At 60.8% G+C, this 24250-nt stretch carries 24 protein-coding genes and 5 tRNA genes; 19 read left to right on the top strand and 10 right to left on the bottom strand.

Annotation, left to right across the window (positions count from 1 at the left end; translation table 11 throughout):
* Nucleotides 1-21 precede the first annotated feature (21 nt).
* Complete coding sequence (locus tag HMPREF2635_RS04505; RefSeq protein WP_070516645.1) at nt 22-1056, bottom strand: acyl-CoA thioesterase; 1035 nt, start codon at nt 1054-1056, stop codon at nt 22-24.
* 33 nt (nt 1057-1089) lie between these two features.
* On the opposite strand from HMPREF2635_RS04505, the gene HMPREF2635_RS04500 reads away from it, so the two are divergent.
* From HMPREF2635_RS04500 to purM, 3 genes are read left to right on the top strand one after another with little or no spacing between them, the layout of a single operon-like run.
* On the top strand, nt 1090-1494 hold the full coding sequence (locus HMPREF2635_RS04500) for a sterol carrier family protein (RefSeq protein ID WP_070516644.1): 405 nt from the start codon (nt 1090-1092) through the stop codon (nt 1492-1494).
* Between the two features lie 34 nt (nt 1495-1528).
* On the top strand, nt 1529-3022 hold the full coding sequence (purF, locus tag HMPREF2635_RS04495) for an amidophosphoribosyltransferase (protein ID WP_210401588.1): 1494 nt from the start codon (nt 1529-1531) through the stop codon (nt 3020-3022).
* Nucleotides 3023-3036: 14 nt separating this feature from the next.
* Nucleotides 3037-4089, top strand: coding sequence for a phosphoribosylformylglycinamidine cyclo-ligase (gene purM / locus HMPREF2635_RS04490; protein ID WP_070821317.1), 1053 nt, complete (start codon nt 3037-3039; stop codon nt 4087-4089).
* A gap of 111 nt (nt 4090-4200) precedes the next feature.
* Here the strand turns inward: purM and HMPREF2635_RS04485 are convergent, their stop codons facing one another.
* Complete coding sequence (locus HMPREF2635_RS04485) at nt 4201-4428, bottom strand: DUF3073 domain-containing protein (RefSeq protein WP_070511197.1); 228 nt, start codon at nt 4426-4428, stop codon at nt 4201-4203.
* Nucleotides 4429-4616: 188 nt separating this feature from the next.
* Nucleotides 4617-5678 carry a CAF17-like 4Fe-4S cluster assembly/insertion protein YgfZ gene (locus HMPREF2635_RS04480; RefSeq protein WP_070821316.1) on the bottom strand — a complete coding sequence of 354 codons (1062 nt, stop codon included), beginning with the start codon at nt 5676-5678 and terminating at the stop codon, nt 4617-4619.
* A 30-nt stretch (nt 5679-5708) separates the two neighbouring features.
* Between HMPREF2635_RS04480 and HMPREF2635_RS04475 the strand changes: the two genes are divergently transcribed.
* Nucleotides 5709-6596 (top strand): aminodeoxychorismate lyase, encoded by an 888-nt coding sequence (locus HMPREF2635_RS04475; RefSeq protein WP_070680172.1) that lies wholly within the window; start codon nt 5709-5711, stop codon nt 6594-6596.
* 30 nt (nt 6597-6626) lie between these two features.
* On the opposite strand, the gene HMPREF2635_RS04470 is transcribed toward HMPREF2635_RS04475, so the two are convergent.
* Nucleotides 6627-7301 (bottom strand): heme-binding beta-barrel domain-containing protein, encoded by a 675-nt coding sequence (locus tag HMPREF2635_RS04470; protein WP_070700865.1) that lies wholly within the window; start codon nt 7299-7301, stop codon nt 6627-6629.
* A gap of 63 nt (nt 7302-7364) precedes the next feature.
* Here HMPREF2635_RS04470 and HMPREF2635_RS04465 point away from each other — a divergent pair, with 63 nt between their 5' ends.
* Nucleotides 7365-8405 (top strand): diacylglycerol/lipid kinase family protein, encoded by a 1041-nt coding sequence (locus HMPREF2635_RS04465; RefSeq protein ID WP_046649305.1) that lies wholly within the window; start codon nt 7365-7367, stop codon nt 8403-8405.
* Here HMPREF2635_RS04465 and HMPREF2635_RS04460 read toward each other — a convergent pair.
* On the bottom strand, nt 8402-9238 hold the full coding sequence (locus HMPREF2635_RS04460; RefSeq protein WP_046649304.1) for an LmeA family phospholipid-binding protein: 837 nt from the start codon (nt 9236-9238) through the stop codon (nt 8402-8404). The two genes, HMPREF2635_RS04465 and HMPREF2635_RS04460, sit on opposite strands and share 4 nt — an antisense overlap.
* Before the next feature lie 33 nt (nt 9239-9271).
* Here HMPREF2635_RS04460 and mshD point away from each other — a divergent pair, with 33 nt between their 5' ends.
* The 5 genes from mshD (at nt 9272) to pstB (ending at nt 14407) form a co-directional block, all read left to right on the top strand.
* Complete coding sequence (mshD, locus tag HMPREF2635_RS04455; RefSeq protein ID WP_070511021.1) at nt 9272-10186, top strand: mycothiol synthase; 915 nt, start codon at nt 9272-9274, stop codon at nt 10184-10186.
* Nucleotides 10187-10359: 173 nt separating this feature from the next.
* The gene (gene pstS, locus HMPREF2635_RS04450; RefSeq protein ID WP_046649303.1) at nt 10360-11469 is read left to right on the top strand and encodes a phosphate ABC transporter substrate-binding protein PstS; all 1110 of its coding nucleotides are present in this window, start codon (nt 10360-10362) and stop codon (nt 11467-11469) included.
* Between the two features lie 142 nt (nt 11470-11611).
* The gene (gene pstC, locus HMPREF2635_RS04445) at nt 11612-12661 is read left to right on the top strand and encodes a phosphate ABC transporter permease subunit PstC (RefSeq protein WP_046649302.1); all 1050 of its coding nucleotides are present in this window, start codon (nt 11612-11614) and stop codon (nt 12659-12661) included.
* 13 nt (nt 12662-12674) lie between these two features.
* Nucleotides 12675-13592, top strand: coding sequence for a phosphate ABC transporter permease PstA (pstA, locus tag HMPREF2635_RS04440; RefSeq protein WP_046649301.1), 918 nt, complete (start codon nt 12675-12677; stop codon nt 13590-13592).
* Nucleotides 13593-13633: 41 nt separating this feature from the next.
* Nucleotides 13634-14407, top strand: coding sequence for a phosphate ABC transporter ATP-binding protein PstB (gene pstB / locus HMPREF2635_RS04435; protein WP_046649300.1), 774 nt, complete (start codon nt 13634-13636; stop codon nt 14405-14407).
* 116 nt (nt 14408-14523) lie between these two features.
* On the opposite strand, the gene phoU is transcribed toward pstB, so the two are convergent.
* Nucleotides 14524-15252 carry a phosphate signaling complex protein PhoU gene (gene phoU / locus HMPREF2635_RS04430; protein ID WP_049157153.1) on the bottom strand — a complete coding sequence of 243 codons (729 nt, stop codon included), beginning with the start codon at nt 15250-15252 and terminating at the stop codon, nt 14524-14526.
* A gap of 68 nt (nt 15253-15320) precedes the next feature.
* Nucleotides 15321-16466: a tRNA dihydrouridine synthase DusB gene (gene dusB / locus HMPREF2635_RS04425; protein ID WP_046649299.1), complete on the bottom strand. Its 1146-nt coding sequence runs from the start codon at nt 16464-16466 to the stop codon at nt 15321-15323.
* 176 nt (nt 16467-16642) lie between these two features.
* Between dusB and HMPREF2635_RS04420 the strand changes: the two genes are divergently transcribed.
* Nucleotides 16643-18145 (top strand): acetyl-CoA hydrolase/transferase family protein, encoded by a 1503-nt coding sequence (locus HMPREF2635_RS04420; RefSeq protein WP_046649298.1) that lies wholly within the window; start codon nt 16643-16645, stop codon nt 18143-18145.
* A gap of 90 nt (nt 18146-18235) precedes the next feature.
* Nucleotides 18236-18308, top strand: a tRNA-Lys gene (locus tag HMPREF2635_RS04415).
* Nucleotides 18309-18375: 67 nt separating this feature from the next.
* Here the strand turns inward: HMPREF2635_RS04415 and HMPREF2635_RS04410 are convergent.
* Nucleotides 18376-18708: a metal-sensitive transcriptional regulator gene (locus HMPREF2635_RS04410; protein WP_046649297.1), complete on the bottom strand. Its 333-nt coding sequence runs from the start codon at nt 18706-18708 to the stop codon at nt 18376-18378.
* Nucleotides 18709-18791: 83 nt separating this feature from the next.
* Here HMPREF2635_RS04410 and HMPREF2635_RS04405 point away from each other — a divergent pair.
* The 5 genes from HMPREF2635_RS04405 to HMPREF2635_RS04385 all read left to right on the top strand — a co-directional run bounded on the left by HMPREF2635_RS04405 (nt 18792) and on the right by HMPREF2635_RS04385 (nt 19771).
* Nucleotides 18792-18867, top strand: a tRNA-Glu gene (locus HMPREF2635_RS04405).
* Between the two features lie 34 nt (nt 18868-18901).
* Nucleotides 18902-18978: transfer RNA gene (locus HMPREF2635_RS04400), tRNA-Asp, on the top strand.
* Between the two features lie 234 nt (nt 18979-19212).
* Nucleotides 19213-19286, top strand: a tRNA-Asp gene (locus HMPREF2635_RS04395).
* 20 nt (nt 19287-19306) lie between these two features.
* Nucleotides 19307-19379 (top strand) — tRNA-Phe (locus HMPREF2635_RS04390).
* Between the two features lie 98 nt (nt 19380-19477).
* A complete protein-coding gene (locus HMPREF2635_RS04385) occupies nt 19478-19771 on the top strand; it encodes a GNAT family N-acetyltransferase (RefSeq protein ID WP_049157635.1) in 294 nt (97 codons plus the stop codon).
* Nucleotides 19772-19789: 18 nt separating this feature from the next.
* Here HMPREF2635_RS04385 and epsC read toward each other — a convergent pair whose 3' ends face one another.
* Nucleotides 19790-20353: a serine O-acetyltransferase EpsC gene (epsC, locus tag HMPREF2635_RS04380; protein WP_118779504.1), complete on the bottom strand. Its 564-nt coding sequence runs from the start codon at nt 20351-20353 to the stop codon at nt 19790-19792.
* Between the two features lie 114 nt (nt 20354-20467).
* Complete coding sequence (cysK, locus tag HMPREF2635_RS04375) at nt 20468-21406, bottom strand: cysteine synthase A (protein WP_175973585.1); 939 nt, start codon at nt 21404-21406, stop codon at nt 20468-20470.
* Nucleotides 21407-21659: 253 nt separating this feature from the next.
* Here cysK and ramA point away from each other — a divergent pair, with 253 nt between their 5' ends.
* Nucleotides 21660-22499: an acetate metabolism transcriptional regulator RamA gene (gene ramA / locus HMPREF2635_RS04370; protein ID WP_046649294.1), complete on the top strand. Its 840-nt coding sequence runs from the start codon at nt 21660-21662 to the stop codon at nt 22497-22499.
* A 21-nt stretch (nt 22500-22520) separates the two neighbouring features.
* On the top strand, nt 22521-23789 hold the full coding sequence (murA, locus tag HMPREF2635_RS04365; protein ID WP_046649321.1) for a UDP-N-acetylglucosamine 1-carboxyvinyltransferase: 1269 nt from the start codon (nt 22521-22523) through the stop codon (nt 23787-23789).
* The last annotated feature ends 461 nt before the right edge of the window (nt 23790-24250 follow it).

Below are 24250 nucleotides of genomic sequence, written 5' to 3'. Positions count from 1 at the left end.
AGCCATAGGCTAATCCAGCGGCTAATCCACGTGCTGATGCTGTGGCGCCACCACCAGCGGCTTCGGGGAGTACTTGCCGCGCAGGCCGCGGAGAATACCGGCGTGCTCCCACAGGCGCTTGTCTTCTTCGGTGCGGGGGACAAACTGGCGGGCGGCGAGCGGCTGCCAGTCAGCGTCCATGCCCATGTAGGCCACAGTGGCGTGGATGGCGGTTTCTAGTTTCTCGCGGCCACCGCGCGGGTTACCCGCGCGGACGTGGATCGACATTTGCATCGAGCGGGTATCCGTGCGCATCATGCGGGCATCGACCTCGATGAGGTCTCCGATATGGATAGGCCGGTAGAAGCGAATGCCGCCGGCATAGACCGCCACTGTGTGCTCGCCTGACCACTCCATGGTGCAGGCAGCGCCGGCCTCATCAATCCATTCCATGGCCGTACCACCGTGGACATTGCCGCCCCAGTTGACGTCAGTGGGCTTAGCCAAGAAGCGGGTGACCATTCGAGGGGCATCGGAAGGGCCATCATAAGTCTGCTTTTCCATCTCCGCTTCGATGGCTTGGCGCAGCTCGATGCGGGATTCCGCGGCTTCCCACACACGCTGGTGCTCTACGGTGTCCGGAACCAGCGGCGGCACGGCGACCGACTTACCTGTTTCCGTGTCCTTGGCCACGAAGATGACGAGGCAGTCGCACGCGCGGGTAAAAATGCCATCGCGCGGGTCGGCGGAAAGCACCTCGTTGACGATGTGCATGGAGGAGCGCCCCGTCATCGCAATGCGCGAGCGCACCTCCACGAGGTGGCCTGAGGGGATGGGGCGCGTGAAGTGAATGTGGCCCACATAGGCCGTCACGCAGTACGTACCCGACCATTGGACCGCACAAGCATAGGCGGCCTTATCAATCCATTCCAGGACGCGGCCGCCGCCGATGCCTTGGGCGCCGGCGATGGTGAGATCGGTGGGGGCGGCCATAAACCGCAGGGTGATGGAAGGGGACTTCTCGTGGGGAACGGACTTCTTTTCTTCCGACGAGCTTGATGGCATGGTTGGTGACATGGATAACAAAGTATCAGGGAGCGTGGTTACCGTATGAAGAAGGCCGTTGACGCCGCCACGACCCGCGCCGCCGTCGAGGCAGTGGCGGAGTGGATCCGTGACCCTGAAGGCGTGGAAAAACCAGGTCGCCCCGCGCTTGCGGCCGCTACACGCACCACCGCCCGCCTGCTGGAGGCGGACGCGCCGGGGCACTCCGTGGAGCTGCGGGTCCCCCCATTCGTGGCAGTGCAGTGCATCGACGGGCCTCGCCATACCCGGGGCACCCCTCCGAACGTGGTGGAGATGGATCCCCTGACGTGGCTGCAGCTGGCTACCGGTGTAGTGGGGTGGGAGCAGGCGCTTGGCGACGGCCGCGTGGACGCCTCCGGCTCCCGTGCCCACGAGATTGCTGCCTGTTTGCCCGTGATTCCGTTAGTTTTCACTGGCCGGAACGGCTAGGATTAGCGCCGTGGTAGCTGAACACGTCCAGAGCATGACTAAGCCCCTGTCGACGGATCCCAGCCTGGATCCGGAGCCCCGCGAAGAATGCGGAGTTTTCGGTGTTTGGGCACCAGGCGAAGAGGTTTCCAAGCTAACCTACTTCGGCCTCTTTGCCCTCCAACACCGCGGCCAAGAGGCCGCGGGCATCGCGGTGGGGGATGATGACCGCATCGTGGTCTTCAAAGACATGGGCTTGGTGTCCAATGTCTTCGATGAATCCATCCTGACCTCTCTGCACGGAAACGTGGCTGTTGGCCACACGCGGTACTCCACCGCGGGCGGCAAGGAATGGTCGAATGTGCAGCCGATGTTTGGGACGTCACCCAGCGGCGTTGACATTGCACTCGGCCACAATGGCAACTTGGTGAATTACGTGGAGCTGCGCGCCGAGGCCGTGGAACGCGGGCTCATCAAGCCGCACGAAGAATCCGTCTCTGACTCCATGTGCCTGTCCATCTTGTTGGCGGATGGCGTCAGCGAGAATAATTCAGTCTTCGACTCGGCACTGCAGCTGTTGCCCAGGGTTAAGGGGGCATACTGCCTGACCTTTACCGACGGGCACACGCTGTATGCCGCTCGCGATCCGCACGGCGTGCGCCCGCTTGCCCTCGGCCGCCTCACCACCGGCTGGGTGGTGGCGAGCGAAACCTGCGCCCTCGATATCGTGGGCGCGCAGTTCATCCGGGAAATTGAACCTGGCGAGCTCGTCGCTATTGATGAGACCGGTATTCGCTCCGAGCGCTTCGCGGAACCCAAGCGCCACGGCTGCGTCTTCGAATACGTCTACCTGGCGCGGCCGGATACGAACATCAAAGGCCGCTCCGTCAATGCCACGCGTGTGGAAATTGGGCGTCGCCTAGCGCGCCAGTACCCAGCGCCCGACGCGGACATGGTGATCCCCGTTCCCGAGTCCGGCAACCCGGCCGCCGTGGGCTATGCCCGCGAATCTGGGCTGACCTTTGCACATGGCTTGGTCAAGAATTCCTACGTGGGCCGCACCTTTATCCAGCCCACGCAGTCTCAACGCCAGATGGGCATCCGCCTCAAGCTCAACCCGTTGCGGGAGGTCATTGACGGCAAGTCCATCGTGGTGGTGGATGATTCGATCGTCCGCGGCAACACGCAGCGCGCCCTGATCCGGATGTTGCGGGAAGCCGGCGCTGCCGAGGTCCACGTGCGCATCGCCTCCCCGCCGGTAAAGTGGCCGTGCTTCTACGGCATCGACTTCGCCTCCCCGGGTGAACTGATTGCTAATGCCAACCCCTCCGATGACCCGGAGGAAGTGGCGCAGACCATCTGCACGGCAATCGGTGCAGATTCGCTGGGCTTCGTCTCCACCGATGAGATGGTGGCGGCCACCGAGCAGCCCCGCAGCGAATTGTGCTGTGCCTGCTTCGATGGCGAGTACCCGCTTGGACTGCCCGCCGGAAACCCCAATGCTGAGGCCGTGCGTACCCTGCAGGGCTCGACGACAACTAACGATTAAGGACTAAGTCACTCATGAGCGAGAACACGTATGCTGCCGCCGGCGTCAACATTGAGGAAGGCGACCGCGCAGTTGAGCTAATCACCCCGCACGCCAAGCGTGCCTCCCGCCCGGAGGTCATGGGCGGGCTGGGCGGTTTCGCCGGCCTGTTTAAGCTGGGCGAGTACAAGGAGCCGGTCCTCGCGGCCGGGTCAGACGGCGTGGGCACCAAGCTGGCCGTGGCTCAAGTCATGGATAAGCACGACACCATCGGCATTGACCTGGTTGCCATGTGTGTTGATGACCTCGTCGTGTGCGGCGCCGAGCCGCTCTTCCTCCAGGACTACATCGCCGTGGGCGAGGTTGTTCCGGAAAAGGTCGCGGACATTGTCAAGGGCATTGCTGAGGGCTGCGTGCAGGCAGGTGCAGCGCTGCTGGGCGGCGAGACCGCTGAGCACCCGGGCGTCATGGGCAAGGATGAGTACGATGTTTCCGCCACCGCGGTCGGTGTGGTGGAGGCCGATGAGCTCCTCGGCCCCGACAAGGTACGTGACGGCGACGTCCTTATCGCTATGAAGTCCTCTGGCCTGCACTCCAATGGCTATTCCTTGGCGCGCTACGTGCTGCTGGAGCAGGCCGGCCTGCCGCTGGACGGCTACATGGAAGACTTGGGCCGCACCCTCGGTGAGGAGCTTTTGGAGCCTACCCGCATCTACGCCAAGGACTGTTTGGCGCTGGTATCGGAGTGCGCGGTGTCGACCTTCTGCCACGTCACCGGCGGTGGCCTCGCGGGCAACCTCGAGCGCGTGATCCCGGAGGGCCTGACCGCTGAGGTTAATCGCTCGACGTGGACTCCGGGCCAGATCTTCAAGACCATCTCCTCCGTGGGCAAGGTCGCCCTCGAGGAAATGGAGAAGACGTTCAACATGGGCGTTGGCATGATCGCCGTCGTTGCGCCGGAGGATCGCGAGCGCGCGTTGGCCATGATGACCGCCCGCCACGTTGAGGCATGGGAGCTGGGCACCGTCCGTGTCGCCGAAGAAGGCGAGCCGCGCGTCCTCATGACCGGCGAGCACCCAGGGTTCTAGGTTCTGAAGAAAAGGAACAGGGCCGGAGGCGCCCCTCACTAAGAGGGGAGGCATCTCCGGCCCTTCGCTTACGTGCTGTGCATGTACAGAATGGGGAAGTGATTCGCGCGCTTAGCGCTCCTCGGAATCATCCTCATCCCACTCGTCCGAGTCCCAGCGATCCGCATAGTCCTCGTAATCCGCGTACTCCGAGTATTGATCCTCGTCCTCATCGCTGGAGCGCTTGGAGTTCTGTGAGGCGAGTTCACGCTGGAGCGAATCCAGATCCATCTCGGGCGAATTGTACTTCAGCTGGCGTGCAACTTTGGTCTGCTTTGCCTTGGCGCGTCCGCGTCCCATGTGCATGACCCCCTTGAGGTGTGTAGGGCGGTCCAGGGATTCTTGGCCGCCCCATCGTCTTAGTCAGATATGTGTATGTTCCTGTAAGACACCATAGCCTGTGTGACGAAAAAATTCCGAACTACCCCCTAGCGGTGTGCTGAAAAGTGCTCCACCCTGCGGCAAATAGTCCATTGTGTAATGTGCCACTATTTTCCGCGCAGGCGATCCACAGCGGCACGGCCGGCCTTCGGGCCTTCATCGGCAGGGATGGAATCCGGCTCGATCGATGCTGCTACCGGACCAATGGCCAGCTCTCCATGGTCGAGGGCGCTGCGCTTTACTAGACCAAGCGCGATGGGGCCATACTCACAGTCCTCCACCACGGTGCCGAGCCTGCCCACGCGACGCCCGCCCGACGTGATGTCCGCTCCGCTCTTCGGTTGCTCCGGGGCGGAGCCGTCGAGGTAGAGCAGCACCAATAAACGGGGAGAGCGCCCAAGGTTTTCTACGCGCGCGACGGTCTCCTGCCCGCGGTAGCAGCCCTTGTCCAAGTGAACGAACGCGGGCTGCTCCTCGCTGCGCCGGATCCAATGCGGAACCTCGTGGGCGATAGTCTTTGCATCGAGATCTGCGGCTAGTTCGGGCTCGCGTGCCCGCACGCGCTCGGCGGTAAAAGCCATGAGCCCCGCTAAGCTTCCGCCCTGGGCCTCCAACTCTTGCACCGCTGCGTCTAGTTTGTCCCGCGGCACGAGGAAGTCCTGGCGCGGGCAGCCCGGCCAGTGCACGGGCCTTTCCACCAGAGCTGTGGAAGGTTTGTCCAGCGCTTGACCGAGCACGCTGATGACCGCCACGTCCGCTTCCTCTACGGTGACCTGGGACCAGAACACCATGGCGGTGAGGAAATCTCGCAAAGACTCGAACTGCGCCGCCGGCACATCGAGGTAGAAGGTTTCCCCGTCGAAAGATAGATCCATGTGGTGCAGGACGTGGCCCTGAATATTGAGGTCAAGGGCACCTGCGGAAAAGCCGGCGTCCACGTCATCGAGCTTTTGGCTCAGGAGGTTATGCAGGAAGGCCTGGGCATCGGGCCCAGAAACCGCGATGACGTGGCGATGGGAGCGGTCGATGATGGCTGAACCTGTTTCCACCGCGCGCTGTTCGACGAGGGGGGTGCCGTAGTGCCAGGGGACCCCGGAGACATCGACGAGCGTGGTGCCCTGGAACTCAGCGGCTCCGGGCCGGGAAAGAAGTGGCGAAGAGTAACTCACGCCCTCCGATGGTAGGGCATAATCGGGGCTATGAGCCTTCAGTGCAGAAAAGAGCCGGTCATCTACGTCGTGGAGCCGTTTGGGGGATCGGTGCGGCGCCACATGCCGAACCTACCGTTGGTCTACTGGGATGATGCCGCGGTCACGCGCGGAGACGGGATTTTTGAATCCCTTCTAGTGCGTGATGGCAAGGCGGCGAACCTTCACCGCCACGCGGAGCGCTTCCGACACTCCGCCCAGGCTCTGAATTTGCCGGAGCCGCCGATGCACAAGTGGGAGGAAGCCACCGCGCTGGCTATCGCCGATTTTTATGGCCCCGCCGGCGCGGGGGACACGGGTGAATCGCCGCTCGAAGCCAAGTGCACGTGGACCTATACCCGCGGCCGGGCCTCCACCGGGGTGCCCACGGCCTGGGTCGCGGTTCAGGAAATCCCGGAGGATGTGGTGGCGCAGCGTGCGAAGGGCGTCAAGGTCATGAGTACGCCGCGATTGTGGCAGGTGGCGGAGGAGCTGCCGGCCAAGACGTTGAACTATGCGGCAACCATGGCCACACTGCGGCTGGCCCGCGAGCGCGGATTTGATGATGTGATCTTTACCGACCCCGACACGGGGCAGGTCTTGGAGGGGGCTACCTCAACCGTGGTGGCGGTTAAGGGAACCAAGCTGCGCACCCCCGCGGGTAAGGGGATACTCCCCGGAACCACGCAGGCCGCGCTGTTTGAATACGCCTCAGAACAGGGATATCGCTGCAAGGCGAAGGAGCTCAACCTGAGCTACCTCGAGGAGGCTGACTCGGTGTGGCTGGTCTCCTCGGTGCGCACAGCGGTGCGGGTGACGCGCCTCGATGACACGAAGCTCAAGGCGCCGGCGAACGCAGAAGAAATACGCGCGCTGATCGACGCCGCCCTGGCCCGCTAGATTCCCTTATGCGGCTAGCTCGCCTGCTAGCTAGCCTGCCACACGGGTGAGCTCGGCGGACATGAAGGGGCGCATTTCGCCGTCGACAAGCCGCTCATCTACCCAGCCCAGGTTGTTGTTCGGCATCAGGCCGTACATGCGCTTGCCGGGGCCGATGTTGGCGGGGCCTGTCTCCGTGACCATGGTGGAGGCGGACTCCAGCTGCCAGGCGCGCTCGTTGAACAGGGAGCCGTAGAAGATCTCGTTGACACCATTGGAGGAGGTGTAGGTCATCTCAATCTCGTCCTTGAGAGAGATGCGCCAGAATCCGGATTCGCGCGCGTCCGGGCCCGCCGGGTTGCCCTCGGAATCGATCCTCCAGGTGCGGGAGGTGTAGGTCAGGTAGTTCTCACCGTCGTGAGCGATGATGAGCTGCTGGCCAAAGGCGTACTGTTCGCCGTCGGTGCTGTGGGCCTGGCCTTCGCCCTGCCAGACACCGACGAGGGGGAGAAGCCCCAGGAGGCCATCGTGCAGTGACGGGCCCTGACGCAGGTTTGCCGTCTCATCGGGCAAAGGGTTCTCTGCTACATCAACGGTGGGGATGTTGCGGGAGGCAGCATCCTTCCATGCTTCCGCGGCTTGGTTGACGGCTGCGTTGCCATCAATCTTGCCGTTCTCCGGCTGGGTGTTTTCCGGGTGATTCTCATTATTCGTCTGTTCGCTCATGCTGCCCCAGCGTAGTCGTGGGGGCGCCGCGGAAACCACTAGGCTCCAGTAGTCTAGGGGGTCATGCGCGCATTGCTGATCTCAAACCCGAACTCCACGAGCCAGAATTCGGCCCTTTTCCGTGAGGTTCTGCCCGTCATTCGGGACGTGGAGGGGCTGCAGCTGCTTGCTCGCTTTACGCATTATCCGGGGCACGCGGAGGATATAGTGCGGGGCATGACCAGGGAAGACTTCGATGTCATCTTGGTTTTCGGGGGAGATGGCACGGTGAACGAAATTGTGAACGGGCTGTTGGGCCCCGCAGATTCCGCGGAACGTCCCAGCCCCCAGGACATTCCGGCTCTCGCGGTGATTCCCACGGGCTCCGCCAACGTCTTCGTCCGCGCCCTCGGCTTCCCCAATACTCCAGTCGAGGCAGCACACGTGCTGGCTCGGATGCTGGAACGCAATACGCGCCGCACCGTGTCCTTGGGAGTGTGGAATGACCGATGGTTCGCGGTTAATGCTGGTTTCGGATTGGATGCCGACGTGCTCGCTCGCGTGGACCGTGCTCGGGAAATGGGCTTTGCAGCTACCCCGTTGCGCTATTTGGCCGTGGCCTTTCAGGCCTATCAGCGCGCCCGCATTCGCCCACCGCGCATTAGCGTGCGTGCGCGCTCCGGCTCGGGAGACACCTTCTCGGCTGATGACGTGCCCGTCATGTTCACCTCGAATACCAACCCGTGGACCTTCCTCGGACCGCTGCCGGTGGTGACGAATCCGCGCAACTCTTTCGACCAAGGCCTTGGCCTCTTCGGGGTGTCAGACCTCGGTGGCATTGATGGTCTTGTGGGCGTGCTCCACCTCTTTGGCGTGGATCACCGCCACTGGCTGAATAAGGTCACGGATGCCCGAACGCTGCACTTTGAGGATGCCGTCGAGGTGGATTTGGTGTGCCCGAAGCCGCACCGCTTCCAGGCAGACGGAGAGTCGGAGGGAACCTTCACGGAGGTGCATCTGGAATCGGAGGCGGACGCGTTGGAAGTCTTCGCTCCTACCGATCCGGCCCCGCCCATACACCGCAACGTCCGCAGGATCCTGCGCGACCTCGTTCGCATCAACTAGTTTTGGCGCCAACTCGGCGGCGTCGTCGGTGCGCTGCCTACTTCGTTGGCGGTGTCCTGTGCCTTTTGCGCTGCATCCTCGACGGCCTTTTCCTCCGATCCATCGATTTCGAGAGGGGAGAGCTGCGCCGTCTTCAAAGTGATGTTGCGGCGCTGCACCTCGAACGTAATGGAACCGCCGTGCAGCTTCACGGAGGTGGCCTGGGCAGGCAACGGTAGTTGACGGGTATCCAAGACCAACCCGAATGCTTTCTTGAGGCGCTCATCATCGGTCCCGTAGACGCTCATGCGAAATTCCGGCCCAACGAGGCGCAACGTTACCGTCGCCGTGGACTTGGTGGTGTCTCCCGGCAGCGTGCCGGTGAGCTCCGCTTCGGCAGACGGGCCGCCGGTGGGGGACATGTCATCTGGGTTGGCGATGGATAGGTCCGTAATGCCCAGCAGGCGGCCGAGGGCTACTCCGTCGATGCTAATGCTGCGCGTGTAAGTGGAGACCGGTGCACCTTCTAGGTCCCCGCTGAAGAGCTGTTCGGGACGAATGGTGATATCGCGCAGCGTCGTGGAGGCGTTGACCATCCCGAGCTTGGGCACCTCCACGTCGGAGGAGTTGACCTCGAGGTAAGGAACCTCTTTGGTCAGAGCGCCGAGGGTAAAAGGAACACCGCCGATGTACACATTGGGGCTGTTTTCCAGCTGGGAACTGGCTTTCGCCTTCTGTGCCACGGTGTGCTCGGCATGCATCGCCACCGCGGAATCTGCCAGCCATGCGGTCAGAACCACTCCCGCGACGGCGGCGAGTCGGACGACGGGGCGGCTGAGGTAGATGACGGTCACCCTTCTATTACTACCGCACGTAAGCTGGGAAACATGAATATTGGGACCCTTACCCTGCCGCAGAATCCGGATTTGGCACAGCGCGTGGAGGAGCTGGCCACACGCGCCGAAACGCACGATGGTTATGCGCCGTTCTCCGAGCAGTTTGTGGTCGGCCTGCGAGATGGTCGCCTTGGGCACCGCCACCTGCTCGCACTTGAAGACGGTGAGATAACAGGTGTGGCTGCCGTCGAAGGGCAGACGGTAGAGCTCGTCGTCGACGTCGAACACCGCGGGCGCGGGGTGGGGCAGGCGCTTGTCGACGCCCTCCCAACCTCCCCCCAGATCTGGGCTCATGGCAACCTCCCGGCCGCCCAGGCGCTGGCGAAGCGCAATGGGATGGACGTCGTCAGGCGCCTGCTCGTCATGGCGATTGAGGGACGGGACCTACGCGCGGCGGAGGAAGCGTCCGCAAAGGTCGAAGGCCTAGAGATCTGCACGTACACGGAGTCGGTCGAGCGTTTCGGGCGCGAGTACGTCGAGGCGGAGTGGTTACGAGCCAACAACGAGGCTTTTTCCTGGCACCCAGAGCAAGGTGGGTGGGACCTGGAGCGTTTACACCGCGGGATGGAAGCCGAATGGTTCGATCCGGCCGACGTGCTCTTCCTGTGGGATTCGCACGGTGGTGAGCACAGTGCCCCAACCATGGCCGGCTTTCACTGGCTGAAATGGCATGAGGAGGACATCCCAGCCTTCGGTGAGGTCTATGTTGTGGGGCTGAGCGAGGACTATCGCGGGCGCGGGCTCGGCGGCCCGTTGCTCACCGCTGGCTTGCAGCGCATGGTCGCTAAAGGAGCGGACAAGGTCATCTTGTACGTCGAGGCGGACAATGAGCCGGCAGTAAAGGCCTATGAGAAGCTCGGCTTTGGTACTGCGGAGGAGCACTGCGTCTGGGCGAAAAGTGACTAGTCTCACCGCCTTTTGGTACAAGTTAACCGATTGTTCACCTCTTGATCCCTGTGGGGTTAACCCTCCGCATATAGCTTTACTTCCCGTGAGTTAATCGCGCTTGCCTTTGGAGAGGGTAGGGGGCGATTTCCTCGAAAAATCATTCTCTTGTATCCGTACCGGAAAGGTTCCCCGTGATTCGCAACTTCAAGCGCACTGCCGCTATCTTCGGCATCGTCGCCGCCACCTCCACCGCTCTCGTTGCCTGCTCCGAGTCCAACGAGTCTGATTCCGCCGATGGCGGCTCCGACTCCGTAGAGGTCTCCGGTGACCTCTCTGGTGAGGGCGCTTCCTCCCAGAAGTCCGCAATGTCCGTCTTCGAGAAGGCCTTCCTGAACGAGTACCCGGATGCTAACTTCTCCTACACCTCCTCCGGTTCCGGCGCTGGTGTGAAGGCCTTCAACGGTGGCACCGTTGACTTCGCTGGTTCCGACTCCGCCCTGAAGGAGGACAAGGGTGAGGTTGAGGCTGCTAAGGAGCGTTGCGACGGCAACGATGCATGGCACCTGCCGACCACCATCGGCCCGGTTGCTATCGCCTACAACCTGGGTGACACCGAGGTCAACCTCTCCACCGACACCCTGGCTAAGATTTTCAAGGGCGAGATCACCAAGTGGAATGATGACGCCATCAAGGCTGAGAACGAGGGCACCGACCTGCCGGACAAGAACATCACCGTTATCTTCCGCTCTGATGAGTCCGGTACCTCCGACAACTTCCAGAAGTTCCTGACCGCCGCTACCGGCAACTGGGACAGCGAGGGCAAGCAGTTCCCGGATGCTGTTGGTGAGGGCGCTAACGGTTCCTCCGGTGTGGCTGACCAGGTCGCTTCCATCGAGGGTGCTATCACCTACGTTGAAGCTGGCTACGCTCACCAGAAGGAAGCCGATGGCGTCAAGATTGCCAAGATTGACTTCGGCAACGGCCCGGTTGAGCTCAACGCTGAGTCCGTCGGTGTTGCTCTGGACCACCTTGCTTTCAAGGACACCGGCTCCGAGCACAACATGGTTGTTGACTCCGACAAGCTCTTTGCTTCCAACGACGAGGGCGCCTACCCGCTCATCCTGACCACTTACAACATCGTCTGCTCTGCTGGCTACGATGAGGAAACCTCCGCTCTGGTGAAGGCATTCTTCAACACCGTTCTGGACAACCAGAATGACGAGCTGGAGAACGCAGGCTTCATCCCGGTTGCTGGTGACCACCTCGAGCGCCTGAAGGCAGCTGTCGACGCTATCCAGTAAGCGCGTTAACTGCGGGCCTTAGTGCCGTAGTTGCCGTTTAAATACACACTTCCGCCCCCAATCCGCCGTTAACGAGCGCTTTGGGGGCGGTAGCGTGTCCCGCATTTTTTATTGATCCCGTTGAAAAGGATTCCCTAGTCTCATGGCAGACAATAATCTCACCACAGCGTCATCCGCGAGGGAGGATGCCGTTTCGGCGATTCGTCCTAGCGTGCATGCATCCGACGCAGGCGCTGCCCCTACCCCAGCCGTTAAGACGGGCGTCAAGCGCCCGGGCGATCGTGTCTTTGAATTCCTGTCCACTGCGTCCGCCACGCTGATCACGGTGATGATCGCTGCCATCGCAGTCTTCCTTGTGTGGCAAGCGGTTCCCTCGCTTGCCGTCAATGAGGGCGGCATCGTAGGTTTCTTCACCTACGGCGAGCGTTGGGAAACCAATGATACCGACGCAATGAAGTTCGGTATTCCGACCATGTTCGGCCATACCGTGCTGATTTCCATCGTGGCACTCATCATCGCGATGCCGGTGGCACTCGGTATTGCTATCTTCTTGTCCAACTACGCACCGGCCAAGCTGGTGAAGCCGCTGGGCTTCCTCGTCGACATGCTCGCTGCCGTGCCGTCCATCGTGTACGGCCTGTGGGGCTGGCAGGTTCTCGGCCCCGCATTGTCCGGCTTCTACACGTGGCTGCACTCCTGGGCAGGTGGCTTCTTCCTGTTCAAGGTCTACGACAACTCCCCGCACTTTGCGACGGGCCGCAACGTCCTCACCGGTGGCATCGTTCTGGCAGTAATGATCCTGCCGATCATCGCCGCTACCGCCCGCGAGGTCTTCGTGCAGACCCCTCCGGGCCAGATCGAGTCTGCCTTGGCACTCGGCGCCACCCGCTGGGAAGTTATTCGCATGACGGTCCTTCCTTTCGGTATGTCCGGCTATATTGCCGGCTCGATGCTGGGCCTGGGCCGCGCGCTGGGTGAGACCATGGCGCTGTACATGGTTGTCTCCCCGTTGGTCGACTTCCGCTTCTCGCTGTTCGATGGCGGTACCACCTTCGCCACCGCCATCGCCTTGGCGGCCGCGGAGTTCGGTAATGAGATGCGTGCCGGCGCCTACATCGCTGCAGGCCTCATGCTGTTCCTTCTGACCTTCGTGGTCAACGCAATTGCCCGTTCCATCGTGAAGAGCAAGTAAGGAGGGAACAGAGATGACTACGACTACAACCTCTAACTCTGTCCCGGCTTCTTCCGGTCCGACCTTCCTGGATATTTCCTCGAGCCGTAAGACCACCAACAACATCGCCACCGCTCTCGTGTGGGCGACGATGATCATCGCCATGATTCCGCTGCTGTGGGTCCTCTTCGAGCTCATTGTTCGCGGTTCCGGGGCTGTCCTGAGCCCCGAGTGGTGGACCGAATCTCAGCGCGGCATCTTGGATACTGAAGCCGGCGGTGGTGCACTGCACGCCATCATCGGTACGTTCGTTCAGACCATCATCGCGACCGTTATTTCGGTTCCGATTGGTATCTTTACCGCGATTTACCTTGTGGAGTACTCCCGCGGTGGCCCCCTGAGCCGCCTCACCACCTTCATGGTGGACATTCTGTCCGGTGTGCCCTCCATCGTGGCCGCACTGTTCATCTTCGCCATGTGGATTACGCTGTTCGGCTTCAAGCGCTCCGGTATGGCTGTGGCGCTGTCCTTGGTACTCCTGATGATTCCGATTGTGGTCCGCAATACGGAGGAGATGCTCCGTGTGGTCCCCATGGACCTGCGTGAGGCTTCCTATGCCCTCGGTGTACCGAAGTGGAAGACCATCGCCCGCATCGTTCTGCCGACCGCTCTCTCCGGCATCGTCACCGGCATCATGCTCGCCGTGGCCCGCATCATGGGTGAGTCCGCGCCGGTGCTGGTGTTGGTGGGCTCTACGTCCTCCATCAACTGGGATGCCCTCAAGGGCGCGCAGTCCTCGCTGCCACTGATGATGCTGGATATGTACAAGTCCGGTGCTGATCCGGCTGTCTTGGACAAGCTGTGGGGCGCCGCCCTCACGTTGGTTGTCCTCATCGCGATTCTCAATATCGGCGCGCGCATCGTTTCGGCGAAGTTCTCCGTCAAGAAGTAACCGTATTCACTTTCCACCTACCCCCAATAGGAGCACTACTCATGTCCAAGCTTGAGCTCAACGACGTGAACATCTACTACGGTGACTTCCACGCCGTACAGAATGTCAACATGCAAATTCCGGCGAAGGCCGTCACCGCCTTCATCGGCCCCTCCGGCTGCGGTAAGTCCACCGTTCTGCGCACCCTCAACCGTATGCACGAGGTCATCCCCGGCGCCTACGTCAAGGGTGAGATCCTCTTGGATGGACAGAACATCTACGGCTCCAAGGTTGACCCGGTGTCTGTCCGCAACACCATCGGCATGGTATTCCAGAAGGCCAACCCGTTCCCGACCATGTCCATCGAGGACAACGTTGTCGCCGGCCTGAAGCTGTCCGGTGAGAAGAACAAGAAGAAGCTCAAGGAAGTCGCCGAGAAGTCCCTGCGCGGCGCTAACCTCTGGGACGAGGTGAAGGACCGTCTGGATAAGCCGGGCGGCGGCTTGTCGGGTGGTCAGCAGCAGCGCCTGTGCATCGCCCGTGCGATTGCCGTGGAGCCGGAGGTTCTCCTCATGGATGAGCCGTGCTCGGCGCTGGACCCGATTTCCACCCTGGCTGTTGAGGACCTCATCCACGAGCTGAAGGAAAACTTCACCATCGTTATCGTGACCCACAACATGCAGCAGGCAGCCCGCGTGTCCGATAAGACTGGTTTCTTCTCTCTAGAGGCCACCGGCAAGCCGGGCCACCTCGTCGAGTTCGATGACACCACCAAGATCTTCGAAAACCCGTCCAAGAAGGACACCGAGGATTACATCTCTGGCCGCTTCGGCTAAATGCCACTAGTGCCCAAAGCCGGCGCCCTCTCTCACCTGTTTAAGGTCTAGGAGAGGCGCCGGCTTTCTTGTGCTTCGGATCGAGCCGGGTGGATCACCCACGCCCACACGCCTGCCTAGTTGCGGAATTGGCGCTCGAGCTCCGCCATGCGGGCTTCCATCTCGGCGTCGCGCTGCTCCTGGTCGCGCTTGCGCATATAGCGATCCGGGTCCAAGCCCGTGGCCAGGTAGATGATGCGCCCGGCAGCGGCGGCACAATGATCTGCGAATCGCTCGTAGTAGCGTGACAGCTGCGAAGTCTCCACGGCTTGGCGCACCGTTCCCTTCCACTCCCGCTGGGTCAGCATGCGCAGCAGGTGATGGTTGATGTCATCCACGGCATCGTCATCTTCGGTCAGGCGCAGCGCGAGCTCCGGATCGCGGGTGATGAGGATGTCTTTGAGCCCTGCAGACATGTCGAGGACGAGGCGGGTGTACTCCTCGAAATAGCCCATGATTTCTGCCGGTACAACCGGCTCTGGGTGGCGGCGACGCGCGCTCGTTGCAATGTGCTGGGATAGGCGGCCCATGCGGTAGAAATCTTCCACAATATAGATGGAGGAGATCACTTGGCGTAGGTCCTTGGCCATAGGGTTCTCCAAGGCCAGAAGGGACACCGCACGGTCTTCACAGCGCGTGCGGACCTCATCCAGTTCATCGCGCAGCGACACGGCCTCCTCAGCTGGTTGCAGGGAAGCCTCGATTAATGCCTGGGAGGCAAGAGTCATCAACCTATGGACGGTCGTGCTCATGATGATCAGATCATGGGCAAAGTTATCCAACTGTTCACGGTAAGCTGCGCGCATGCCACGTACTTTAGCCCAACTATTGGTCTAGTGCCTGTCGGGCAACACGATCAAGGCAGGTTCTGCTCCTAGCCTCCGGAGTGCATGATCTCCGCGCCTTCCGGAACCGTGGCATCTTCCGGATCATCGAGCCACCCTTCGGGCAGGACCACCTTGGCGGGTGAACCCTGGCGGCCGCGGGCGCCATCGGCGTCGTCGGCAAGCGCGGGCGAGTCCGCCCACGGCGCCAATAGCTCGCGCAGATCCTCCAAGGAATTGACGCGAGAAAGCCCCGCGCGTACCTGGCCGCCCACCGGAAAGCCTCGGAGGTACCACCCAATATGCTTGCGAATATCGCGGCTGGCCTGGCGCTCGCCTTCGTGCTGTGTCAGCAGTTCGGCGTGGCGAATCATAATCTGCGTGACTTCCCCCAAAGTGGGCTCCGGCGGCACCGGCTCACCCCGCAGGTGGGCGGAGAGCTCCGCGAAGAGCCAGGGGCGGCCCAAACAGCCGCGGCCTACGACGACGCCGTCGCATCCCGTTTGCTCCATCATGTCGTGCGCATCGGTTGCCTTGAAGATATCGCCGTTACCCAAGACGGGAATGCCAGTATCCGCTAGGTGTTCCTTGAGGCGGGCAATCTCTCCCCAGTCGGCGTGGCCGGAGTAGCGTTGGGCCGCCGTGCGACCGTGGAGAGCGACGGCCGCGGCACCCTCAGCAACGGCGATCCGGCCGGCGTCGAGGTGCGTTTTGTGCTCGTCATCGATGCCGACGCGCATCTTGACGGTGACTGGAATGTCCGTGCCCTCCGTGGCTTTGACGGCCGCAGCGACAATGTTGCCAAACAAACGGCGCTTATAGGGCAGGGCAGAACCACCGCCGCGGCGCGTGACCTTGGGAACCGGGCAGCCGAAGTTCATGTCGATGTGGTCTGCGAGGTTCTCGTCCACGATCATCTTGGCCGCCTTGTACGTGTACTCCGGATCGACGGTGTACAGCTGCAGTGAGCGCGGCTGTTCTTCGGGGGCAAACGTGGTCATGTGCAAGGTCTTTGGGTTGCGCTCAACGAGGGCGCGTGCGGTGACCATTTCACACACGTAGAGGCCGGAGACGGTTCCGGTCTTCGCTATCTCTTGCTCGCGGCACAGCACGCGAAAGGCCACGTTGGTCACGCCCGCCATAGGGGCGAGGACAACGGGGGAGTTGAGCTGGATGTTTCCGATAGCAAGAGTCACGCCGCCAATTGTGCGCGGAACAAGCCTAGGGTGGCAAATTCTGATGAAAAAAGTGAGGGGTGCACACGGTTTGGGGCAGAGTGCGGTAAATTCGCCACCGATTCGCTAGTGTGGTGCATGTAACTAATAGGAAAGGACCGTAACCTAGGTCTTTTCTGCACATAAAAGGAGGACTCATGTCTGAGAGAATTGCATACGCGCCGTTTGAGAAGCTCGTTATGAGCGCTGACGAGGCAGCTAAGTTCGTCAATCACGGTGACCGTGTGGGAATCTCCGGCTTCACTGGTGCTGGCTACCCCAAGGCCCTGCCTACCGCCATCGCGGAAAAGGCAAAGGCGGCTCACGAGGCGGGTGAAGAGTTCAAGATTGACGTCTTCTCCGGCGCTTCGACTGCCCCGGACTGCGACGGCGTGCTGGCTGAGGCTAACGCCATCCGCTTCCGCTCCCCGTACAATTCCGACCCAGTTCTGCGTGGACGCTTCAACGACGGCTCCGCGCTGTACCAGGACATCCACCTTTCGCACTCCGGTCAGCAGGTAGAGGAGGGCTTCTACGGTGACTTCCAGGTAGCCATTATTGAGGCCGTGCGTATCGACGAGAACGGAAACATCGTTCCGTCCTCGGCCGTGGGCAACAACCTCGAATACATTGAGGCCGCCGACAAGATCATCATCGAGGTGAATGAGTGGCAGTCCCTCAACCTTGAGGGCATGCACGATATCTACCGGATTGAGAAGCTGCCGAACCGTCAGCCCATTCCGATCACCAAGCCGGCCGACCGTGTTGGCACCACCTACATTGAGATCCCAGAAGAAAAGGTCGTGGCAGTGGTCAAGACCGACGCTCCGGACCGCAACGCACCGTTCAAGGCTCCGGATGAGGTCTCCGAGAAGATTGCTGCGAACTTCATCGAGTTCCTCGAGGGCGAGGTCGCTGCTGGCCGCCTTGAGTACGACAAGTTCATCATGCAGTCCGGTGTGGGCAACGTCCCGAACGCTGTGATGGCCGGCCTGCTGGACTCCAAGTTTGAAAACATTCAGGCGTACACCGAGGTTATCCAGGACGGCATGCTCGATTTGATCGACGCCGGCAAGATGACCGTCGCCTCCGCTACCTCCTTCGCTCTGTCCCCGGAGTACGCGGACAAGATGAACGCTGAGGCTGAGCGCTACGCCAAGCACATCATCCTGCGCCCACAGCAGGTGTCCAACCACCCGGAGGTTATTCGCCGCGTTGGCTTGATCTCCTCCAACGGCATGATTGAGGGCGACATTTACGGCAACATCAACTCCACCAACGTCTCCGGTTCCCGCATCATGAACGGTACCGGTGGCTCCGGTGACTTCACCCGTAATGCTTACATCTCCACCTTCGTCTCCCCGTCGGTGGCCAAGGATGGCGCAATCTCCGCCATCGTGCCGTTCGTGTCCCACACCGACCACACCGAGCACGACACCATGGTCATCATCACCGAGTACGGTGTGGCGGACCTGCGTGGTCTCGCTCCGAAGGAGCGCGTGGAGAAGGTTATCGCCGTGGCGCACCCGGACTACCGCCCGCTGCTTGAGGAATACTACGAGCGTGCCAAGGCTAATAAGTTCCAGCACACCCCGCACGATCTGAAGACCGCCTTTGACTTCCAGGTGAACTTCATGGAGAAGGGTGACATGCGCGGTTAATCGCTCATGCCGCTCGGTCGTGGCCCTTACCGCTGGAGGTGAGGGCCATTTCCTTTTCCTTAGTGTCACCTACTAAGATGGATGGGCGTTGGGCCTTTAGCTCAGTTGGTAGAGCTACGGACTTTTAATCCGCAGGTCGCGGGTTCGAGCCCCGCAGGGCCCACAGAAAGAGCCGCCTTCGGGCGGCTCTTTTGCGTTGTAGGGTGGCCCACTCAGCAGGCTTTGCTCCTCTAGCTCTTCACGAGCTTCCGGATGGCCCGCATGGCCTCCTCTAGCTTCTCTGTGGCTACTTGCCCGTCCTCGGCGGCGGCTCCTGCCACGCAGTGCTCTATGTGGTCTTCTAGCAGCGCTAGGGAGACGTTCTCGAGCGCTGAGGTGACCGCGGAGATCTGCGTGATGATGTCGATGCAATATTGGTCTTCCGCAATCATGCGGTGGATGCCTCTGGTTTGGCCCTCGATGCGCTTGAGACGCGCTAAGTATTTTGCCTTTTGCTCGCTATCGGAGTTGTAGCCGTGAACGCCGGGCTCGTGGCAGGAGCAAGTATCGCGCTGGTCAGCCATGGTTTTCCGCCTTTCTGCCGGGGCGATTTGGTTAAGTAGGGATGTCTCCAGTATATTTTTACAAAGTTGCCTCAAGGCAACGGGCCCCCATCGTCTAGCGGCCTAGGACACCGCCCTTTCACGGCGGCGGCACGGGTTCGAATCCCGTTGGGGGTACCAACACTAACGTGTTGGTACATAAGTCAATATGTATGGCCCTGTGGCGCAGTTGGTTAGCGCGCCGCCCTGTCACGGCGGAGGTCGCGGGTTCAAGTCCCGTCAGGGTCGCCATACCAAGCCTCGGAGCGGTGTTTGTAGAAACACGCTTCGAGGCTTGAATTGTTTTGCTTGTCATAGCCCACTCAAGGCGGGGTCGGGACCGATAGGTCTAGGTGCTGTGTGGCAGTCACGTGGACGATACTTCTTTACTCCTAAAAACCGTAGATGACATGCTGATTTGGTGTGTTTCTCAAGCTTTGTGTAGAGTACTTATTCGTGCCCAGCGCACAAGAGATAATTGAAAATGGCCCTGTGGCGCAGTTGGTTAGCGCGCCGCCCTGTCACGGCGGAGGTCGCGGGTTCAAGTCCCGTCAGGGTCGCCGAAGTCCTTGTGGCTTCTGGCCAGATAGCTCAGTCGGTAGAGCACACGCCTGAAAAGTGTGGGGTCGCCAGTTCGATCCTGGCTCTGGCCACAAGAAAGCCCCCTCCAGTACTGGAGGGGGCTCTTTTGTTTCCTTGTTCCCCCGGAGTTGCTCTAGTGGTCTGCTGCTTTTTGGTTTAATGGGGCACCATGACTACTTCAGTTGCGCACCAAACCGATCGATCCCGCTTCGTCATCACCGTCGATGGCGAGGAAGCAGGCTTCGCTGAATACAGTGACTCCGCCACCACGCGCGAATTTACGCACACGGAAATTTTTGAGTCTTTTCAAGGCCAAGGCCTGTCCAAGCCTCTGATCAAGGCGGCGTTGGATGATGACTCGACGATAGCCCGCCAAGTCATCCCAACGTGCAGCGCCGTGGCGCGGTTTATTGAGAAGAACCCTGAATACCAGCGTCTGACTAACCGTGAGGGCAACCTCTAAATACGGAGTCGGCCGCCCTTAGATGTAGAAGTCTGGGTCCACCAGCTTGATGCGCTCATCCTTCTTGCGAGGACGGTTCTTAGCGGGAATACCCGTAGCGGTGTGATGAGGGGGTACATCCTTCGTCACCACCGCATTGGCGCCCACTGCGGAGCCCTCACCGATAGTGATGGGGCCCAGCACCTTGGCGCCGGCGCCGATGGTCACGTTGTCCCCGATCGTTGGGTGGCGCTTTGTCTGCGTGAGAACCTGGCCGCCGAGCGTGACACCGTGGTAAAGCATAACGCCATCGCCGATCTCGGCAGTCTCACCAATGACGATTCCCATTCCGTGGTCAATGAAGAAGCGCCGACCAATTGTGGCGCCGGGGTGGATCTCAATTCCGGTGAAGAAGCGGTTCACCTGGGCCAAGATGCGTGCCGGCCCGCGCCAGCCACGCTTCCACATGCGGTGGGCAATGCGGTGCGCCCAAATAGCGTGGAGGCCGGAGTAGACCACGGCGTTCTCGACGTCGCCGCGCGCGGCCGGATCATGCTCGCGCGCGTTGGCGAGGTCTTCACGAATCATCTTCAAGATGTGCATGCAAACCATCCTATCTAGAAAGAAAAAGCGCCCCCTAGCACAGAGGGCGCTTTTATTCGGGGTGCTCACCGCAGTGCGCTTTGCGACGCCCCGCGGAAAGCCACGCTGGGAACTCTAAGCCTCGCGGATGTCCTCGAAGAGGATGGTGGAGACATAACGCTCACCAAAGTCCGGGGCGACAACCACGATGGTCTTGCCCTTGAACTCTTCGCGTGCAGCCAGCTTGAGAGCAGCGGAGACGTTGGCACCGGAGGAAATGCCGACGAGCAGGCCCTCCTCGGTGGCCAGCTTGCGGGCAGTGGAGACAGATTCCTCGGTGGTGGCGGTGAGAACCTCGTTGAGGATCTCGCGGTCCAGAACCTCCGGGACGAAGTTAGCGCCGATGCCCTGGATCTTGTGCGGGCCTGCCTTGCCCTCGGACAGGACGGGGGAGTCGGAGGGCTCTACAGCTACCAAGTAGGTATCCGGGTTCTGGGAGCGCAGGTAGCGACCAACGCCGGTGACGGTGCCGCCGGTGCCGACGCCGGCTACGAAAGCATCAACCTTGCCCTCGGCGTCCTCCCAGATCTCGGGGCCGGTGGTTGCCTCGTGGATCTTCGGGTTTGCTTCATTAGCGAACTGGGAAGCCAGGATCGCGTTGGGGGTTTCGGCAATAATTTCGTTGGCCTTCTCTACGGCACCCTTCATTCCGGCAGCGCCCGGGGTCAACACGATCTCAGCGCCATAAGCGCGCAGCAGCACCTTGCGCTCGTTAGACATGGTCTCCGGCATGGTCAGGATGACCTTGTAACCCTGGGCTGCGCCGACAAGCGCCAAGCCAATACCGGTGTTGCCGGAGGTGGCTTCAACGATGGTGCCGCCCGGCTTCAGCTCGCCGGCTTCTACGGCGGTGTCGACAATCGCCTTGGCGATGCGGTCCTTGACGGAATTTGCGGGGTTGAAGGACTCAACCTTCACGAGCACCTCGGCGCCGAGGCCCTCGGTCAAACGGTTGAGGCGGACCAGCGGGGTTCCGCCGATGGTTTCTAGAATGTTGTCGTATACAGCCACGATGTGGACTCCTTGTAAATAACTTCCGATGTACAGCAGACACCTTACACCCCGCTACTAGACAAAGTAGTATATAAATTCTGAACAGAGCATTCGGGCATGGTATGTGGGATTTGGGGTGACGGAGTAGGGCGCGGTGCGATTTAGAATTACCCCCGTCGGACGGTTATACTTCGCAAATAGTGTTCACCTACCCCCGTTTCAGGCGGGGAATGTGGGTGCACCTGCTGGTTACCCCCGAGTAAGAGAGAGCCTCATGGAGCCGCACCGACTCAAGGATGATGACGAAGCCGTACGCGCAGCGCTATCGTCGCTGAAGACCGCAACGGGAATTCCCGTTACGATGTACGGAACCTTGCTGCCGGATAATCGTTTGCAGATTACCCACTGGGTAGGTCTGCGCACCCCGGCCTTGCAGAACTTGGTGATTGACGCGAATGTGGGCGTCGGCGGGCGCGTTGTCAGCACTCGCCGCGCTGTAGGTGTATCCGATTACACCCGCGCCACGACGATCAGCCACGAGAACGACCGTTACATCCAGGATGAGGGACTGCACTCCATCGTGGCGGTGCCGGTGACTGTGCAGCGTGAGATCCGCGGCGTTCTTTATGTTGGTGTTCATTCGCCGGTCCGCTTGGGTGACAAGGTCATCGAGGAGGTCACCATGACCGCCCGCTGCCTCGAGCAGGATTTAGCGGTTAATTCCGCACTGCGCCGCGCCGATGGGGGCAAGGGCGGCGCCGCTCGCGGGCACGTGATGAACGGCGCCGAATGGGAGCAGGTGCGCTCGACGCACTCCAAGCTGCGGATGCTGGCTAACCGCGTCAACGATGAGGACCTCCGCAAGGAATTGGAAGCCCTCTGCGACCAGATGGTCTCCCCGGTGCGCGTGAAGCAGACCACCAAGTTGTCTGCGCGCGAGCTCGATGTTTTGTCTTGCGTGGCGTTGGGGCACACCAACGTTGAGGCGGCAGAGGAAATGGGCATCGGAGCCGAAACGGTGAAGTCTTATCTGCGTTCTGTCATGCGCAAACTGGGGGCCCACACCCGCTATGAAGCGGTCAATGCGGCCCGTCGTATCGGCGCGCTGCCCTGATTGTAGGTAAGTTGGGTGGGCGTGAAAGACCAATTTATTGTCTCCGGTGGGGCGCGCCTGCAGGGCACCGTCAAGGTGGACGGTGCCAAAAACAGTGTGCTGAAGCTGATGGCTGCGGCACTGTTGGCGGAGGGCACGACCACGCTGACCAACTGTCCTGAAATTCTTGATGTTCCCCTGATGCGCAAGGTCCTCGAAGGTCTCGGGTGCTCAGTGGAGATCGATGGCCACACAGTGCGCATCACCACTCCGGCCGAGCTGCACTCCAACGCGGACTTCGACGCCGTGCGGCAGTTCCGCGCGTCCGTGTGCGTGCTAGGTCCGCTGACGGCGCGGTGCGGTCACGCCAAGGTGGCTTTGCCGGGTGGAGATGCCATTGGCTCCCGCCCCTTGGACATGCACCAGTCCGGACTCGAAAAAATGGGTGCGAGCACGCGTATTGAGCACGGTGCCGTCGTAGCGGAGGTTGACCACCTGCACGGCGCAAGCATCAAGCTCGATTTCCCCTCTGTGGGCGCCACAGAGAATATTCTTACCGCTGCCGTGCTTGCCGACGGCGAAACTCAGCTCCACAACGCCGCCCGCGAACCGGAAATCGTCGATCTGTGCCTGATGCTTAAGGAAATGGGTGCTGACATCACTGGTGAAGGTACGTCCACCATCACGATTCGCGGTGTGGACAAGCTTCAGCCGACGGAACACGAGGTCATCGGTGACCGCATCGTGGCCGGGACGTGGGCCTATGCCGCAGTCATGACGCGCGGAGATATTACGGTGGGCGGCATCGCTCCCAAGCACCTGCACCTGCCTTTGGAAAAGCTCAAGTCGGCCGGTGCCGATATTGAGGACTATGTCAACGGCTTCCGCGTGCGTATGGATGGGCGCCCCACCGCCGTGGACTACCAAACGCTGCCTTACCCAGGCTTTCCAACGGATCTTCAGCCCATCGCTATTGGACTGTCCGCGGTTGCGGAAGGTACTTCCATCATTACGGAGAACGTGTTCGAGTCCCGTTTCCGATTCGTCGATGAGATGTTGCGCCTCGGCGCCGACGCTCAGGTGGATGGCCACCATGTTGTCATCCGCGGCCAGGAGCGGTTGTCTTCAACGCATGTCTGGAGCTCCGACATTCGCGCGGGCGCCGGTTTGGTGCTCTCTGCGCTCTGTGCAGATGAGACGACTACCGTCCACGATGTTTTCCACATCGATCGCGGATATCCCAACTTTGTAGAGAACCTGCAAACGCTGGGGGCGACCATCGAGCGCACTCAGGAGGAAGAGCTCTACTAGGCAGCAGTGCTTGGCGACGTCCCCATGTAACACACCGTTTCGGTGAACTACCTGGGGATTTGTTGTTTGTTGGGGGTGTGCGTATATTTATCGAAGTCGCCGCGAGGTAGCCGGGAGGTTAACTGGTGGTAGATGTTCGGGCAATGTTTGTTTGGCGGGTTTGACTTTGGTTGAGCTTGTTGGGTAAGGTTGTTCGGGCCGCCGCAGGGAGGTTAACGTTTGGTTAATTTTTGTTGTGGTGTGCGGATGATGTTTGAGAACTCAATAGTGTGCCAATGTACTTTTTGTGTTGGTTGATTTTATCATTTTGGCTGCGATACGCCGTATGCGTATCGCGGTTGGTGTATGCCGGATGGCGCTTTTCCTTTAAGCGGCGTCATTGTAAATAATATTAAGTTGTTTGGGCATATTGATTTAAATCTTCTAACTAGGCCAGCCTCCTTTTGTGCCCCGTCGGGTTG

This window comes from Corynebacterium sp. HMSC035E02 (assembly GCF_001836065.1).
Lineage (GTDB): Bacteria > Actinomycetota > Actinomycetes > Mycobacteriales > Mycobacteriaceae > Corynebacterium > Corynebacterium hiratae.
This window is presented reverse-complemented; position numbering and strand designations above follow the sequence as displayed.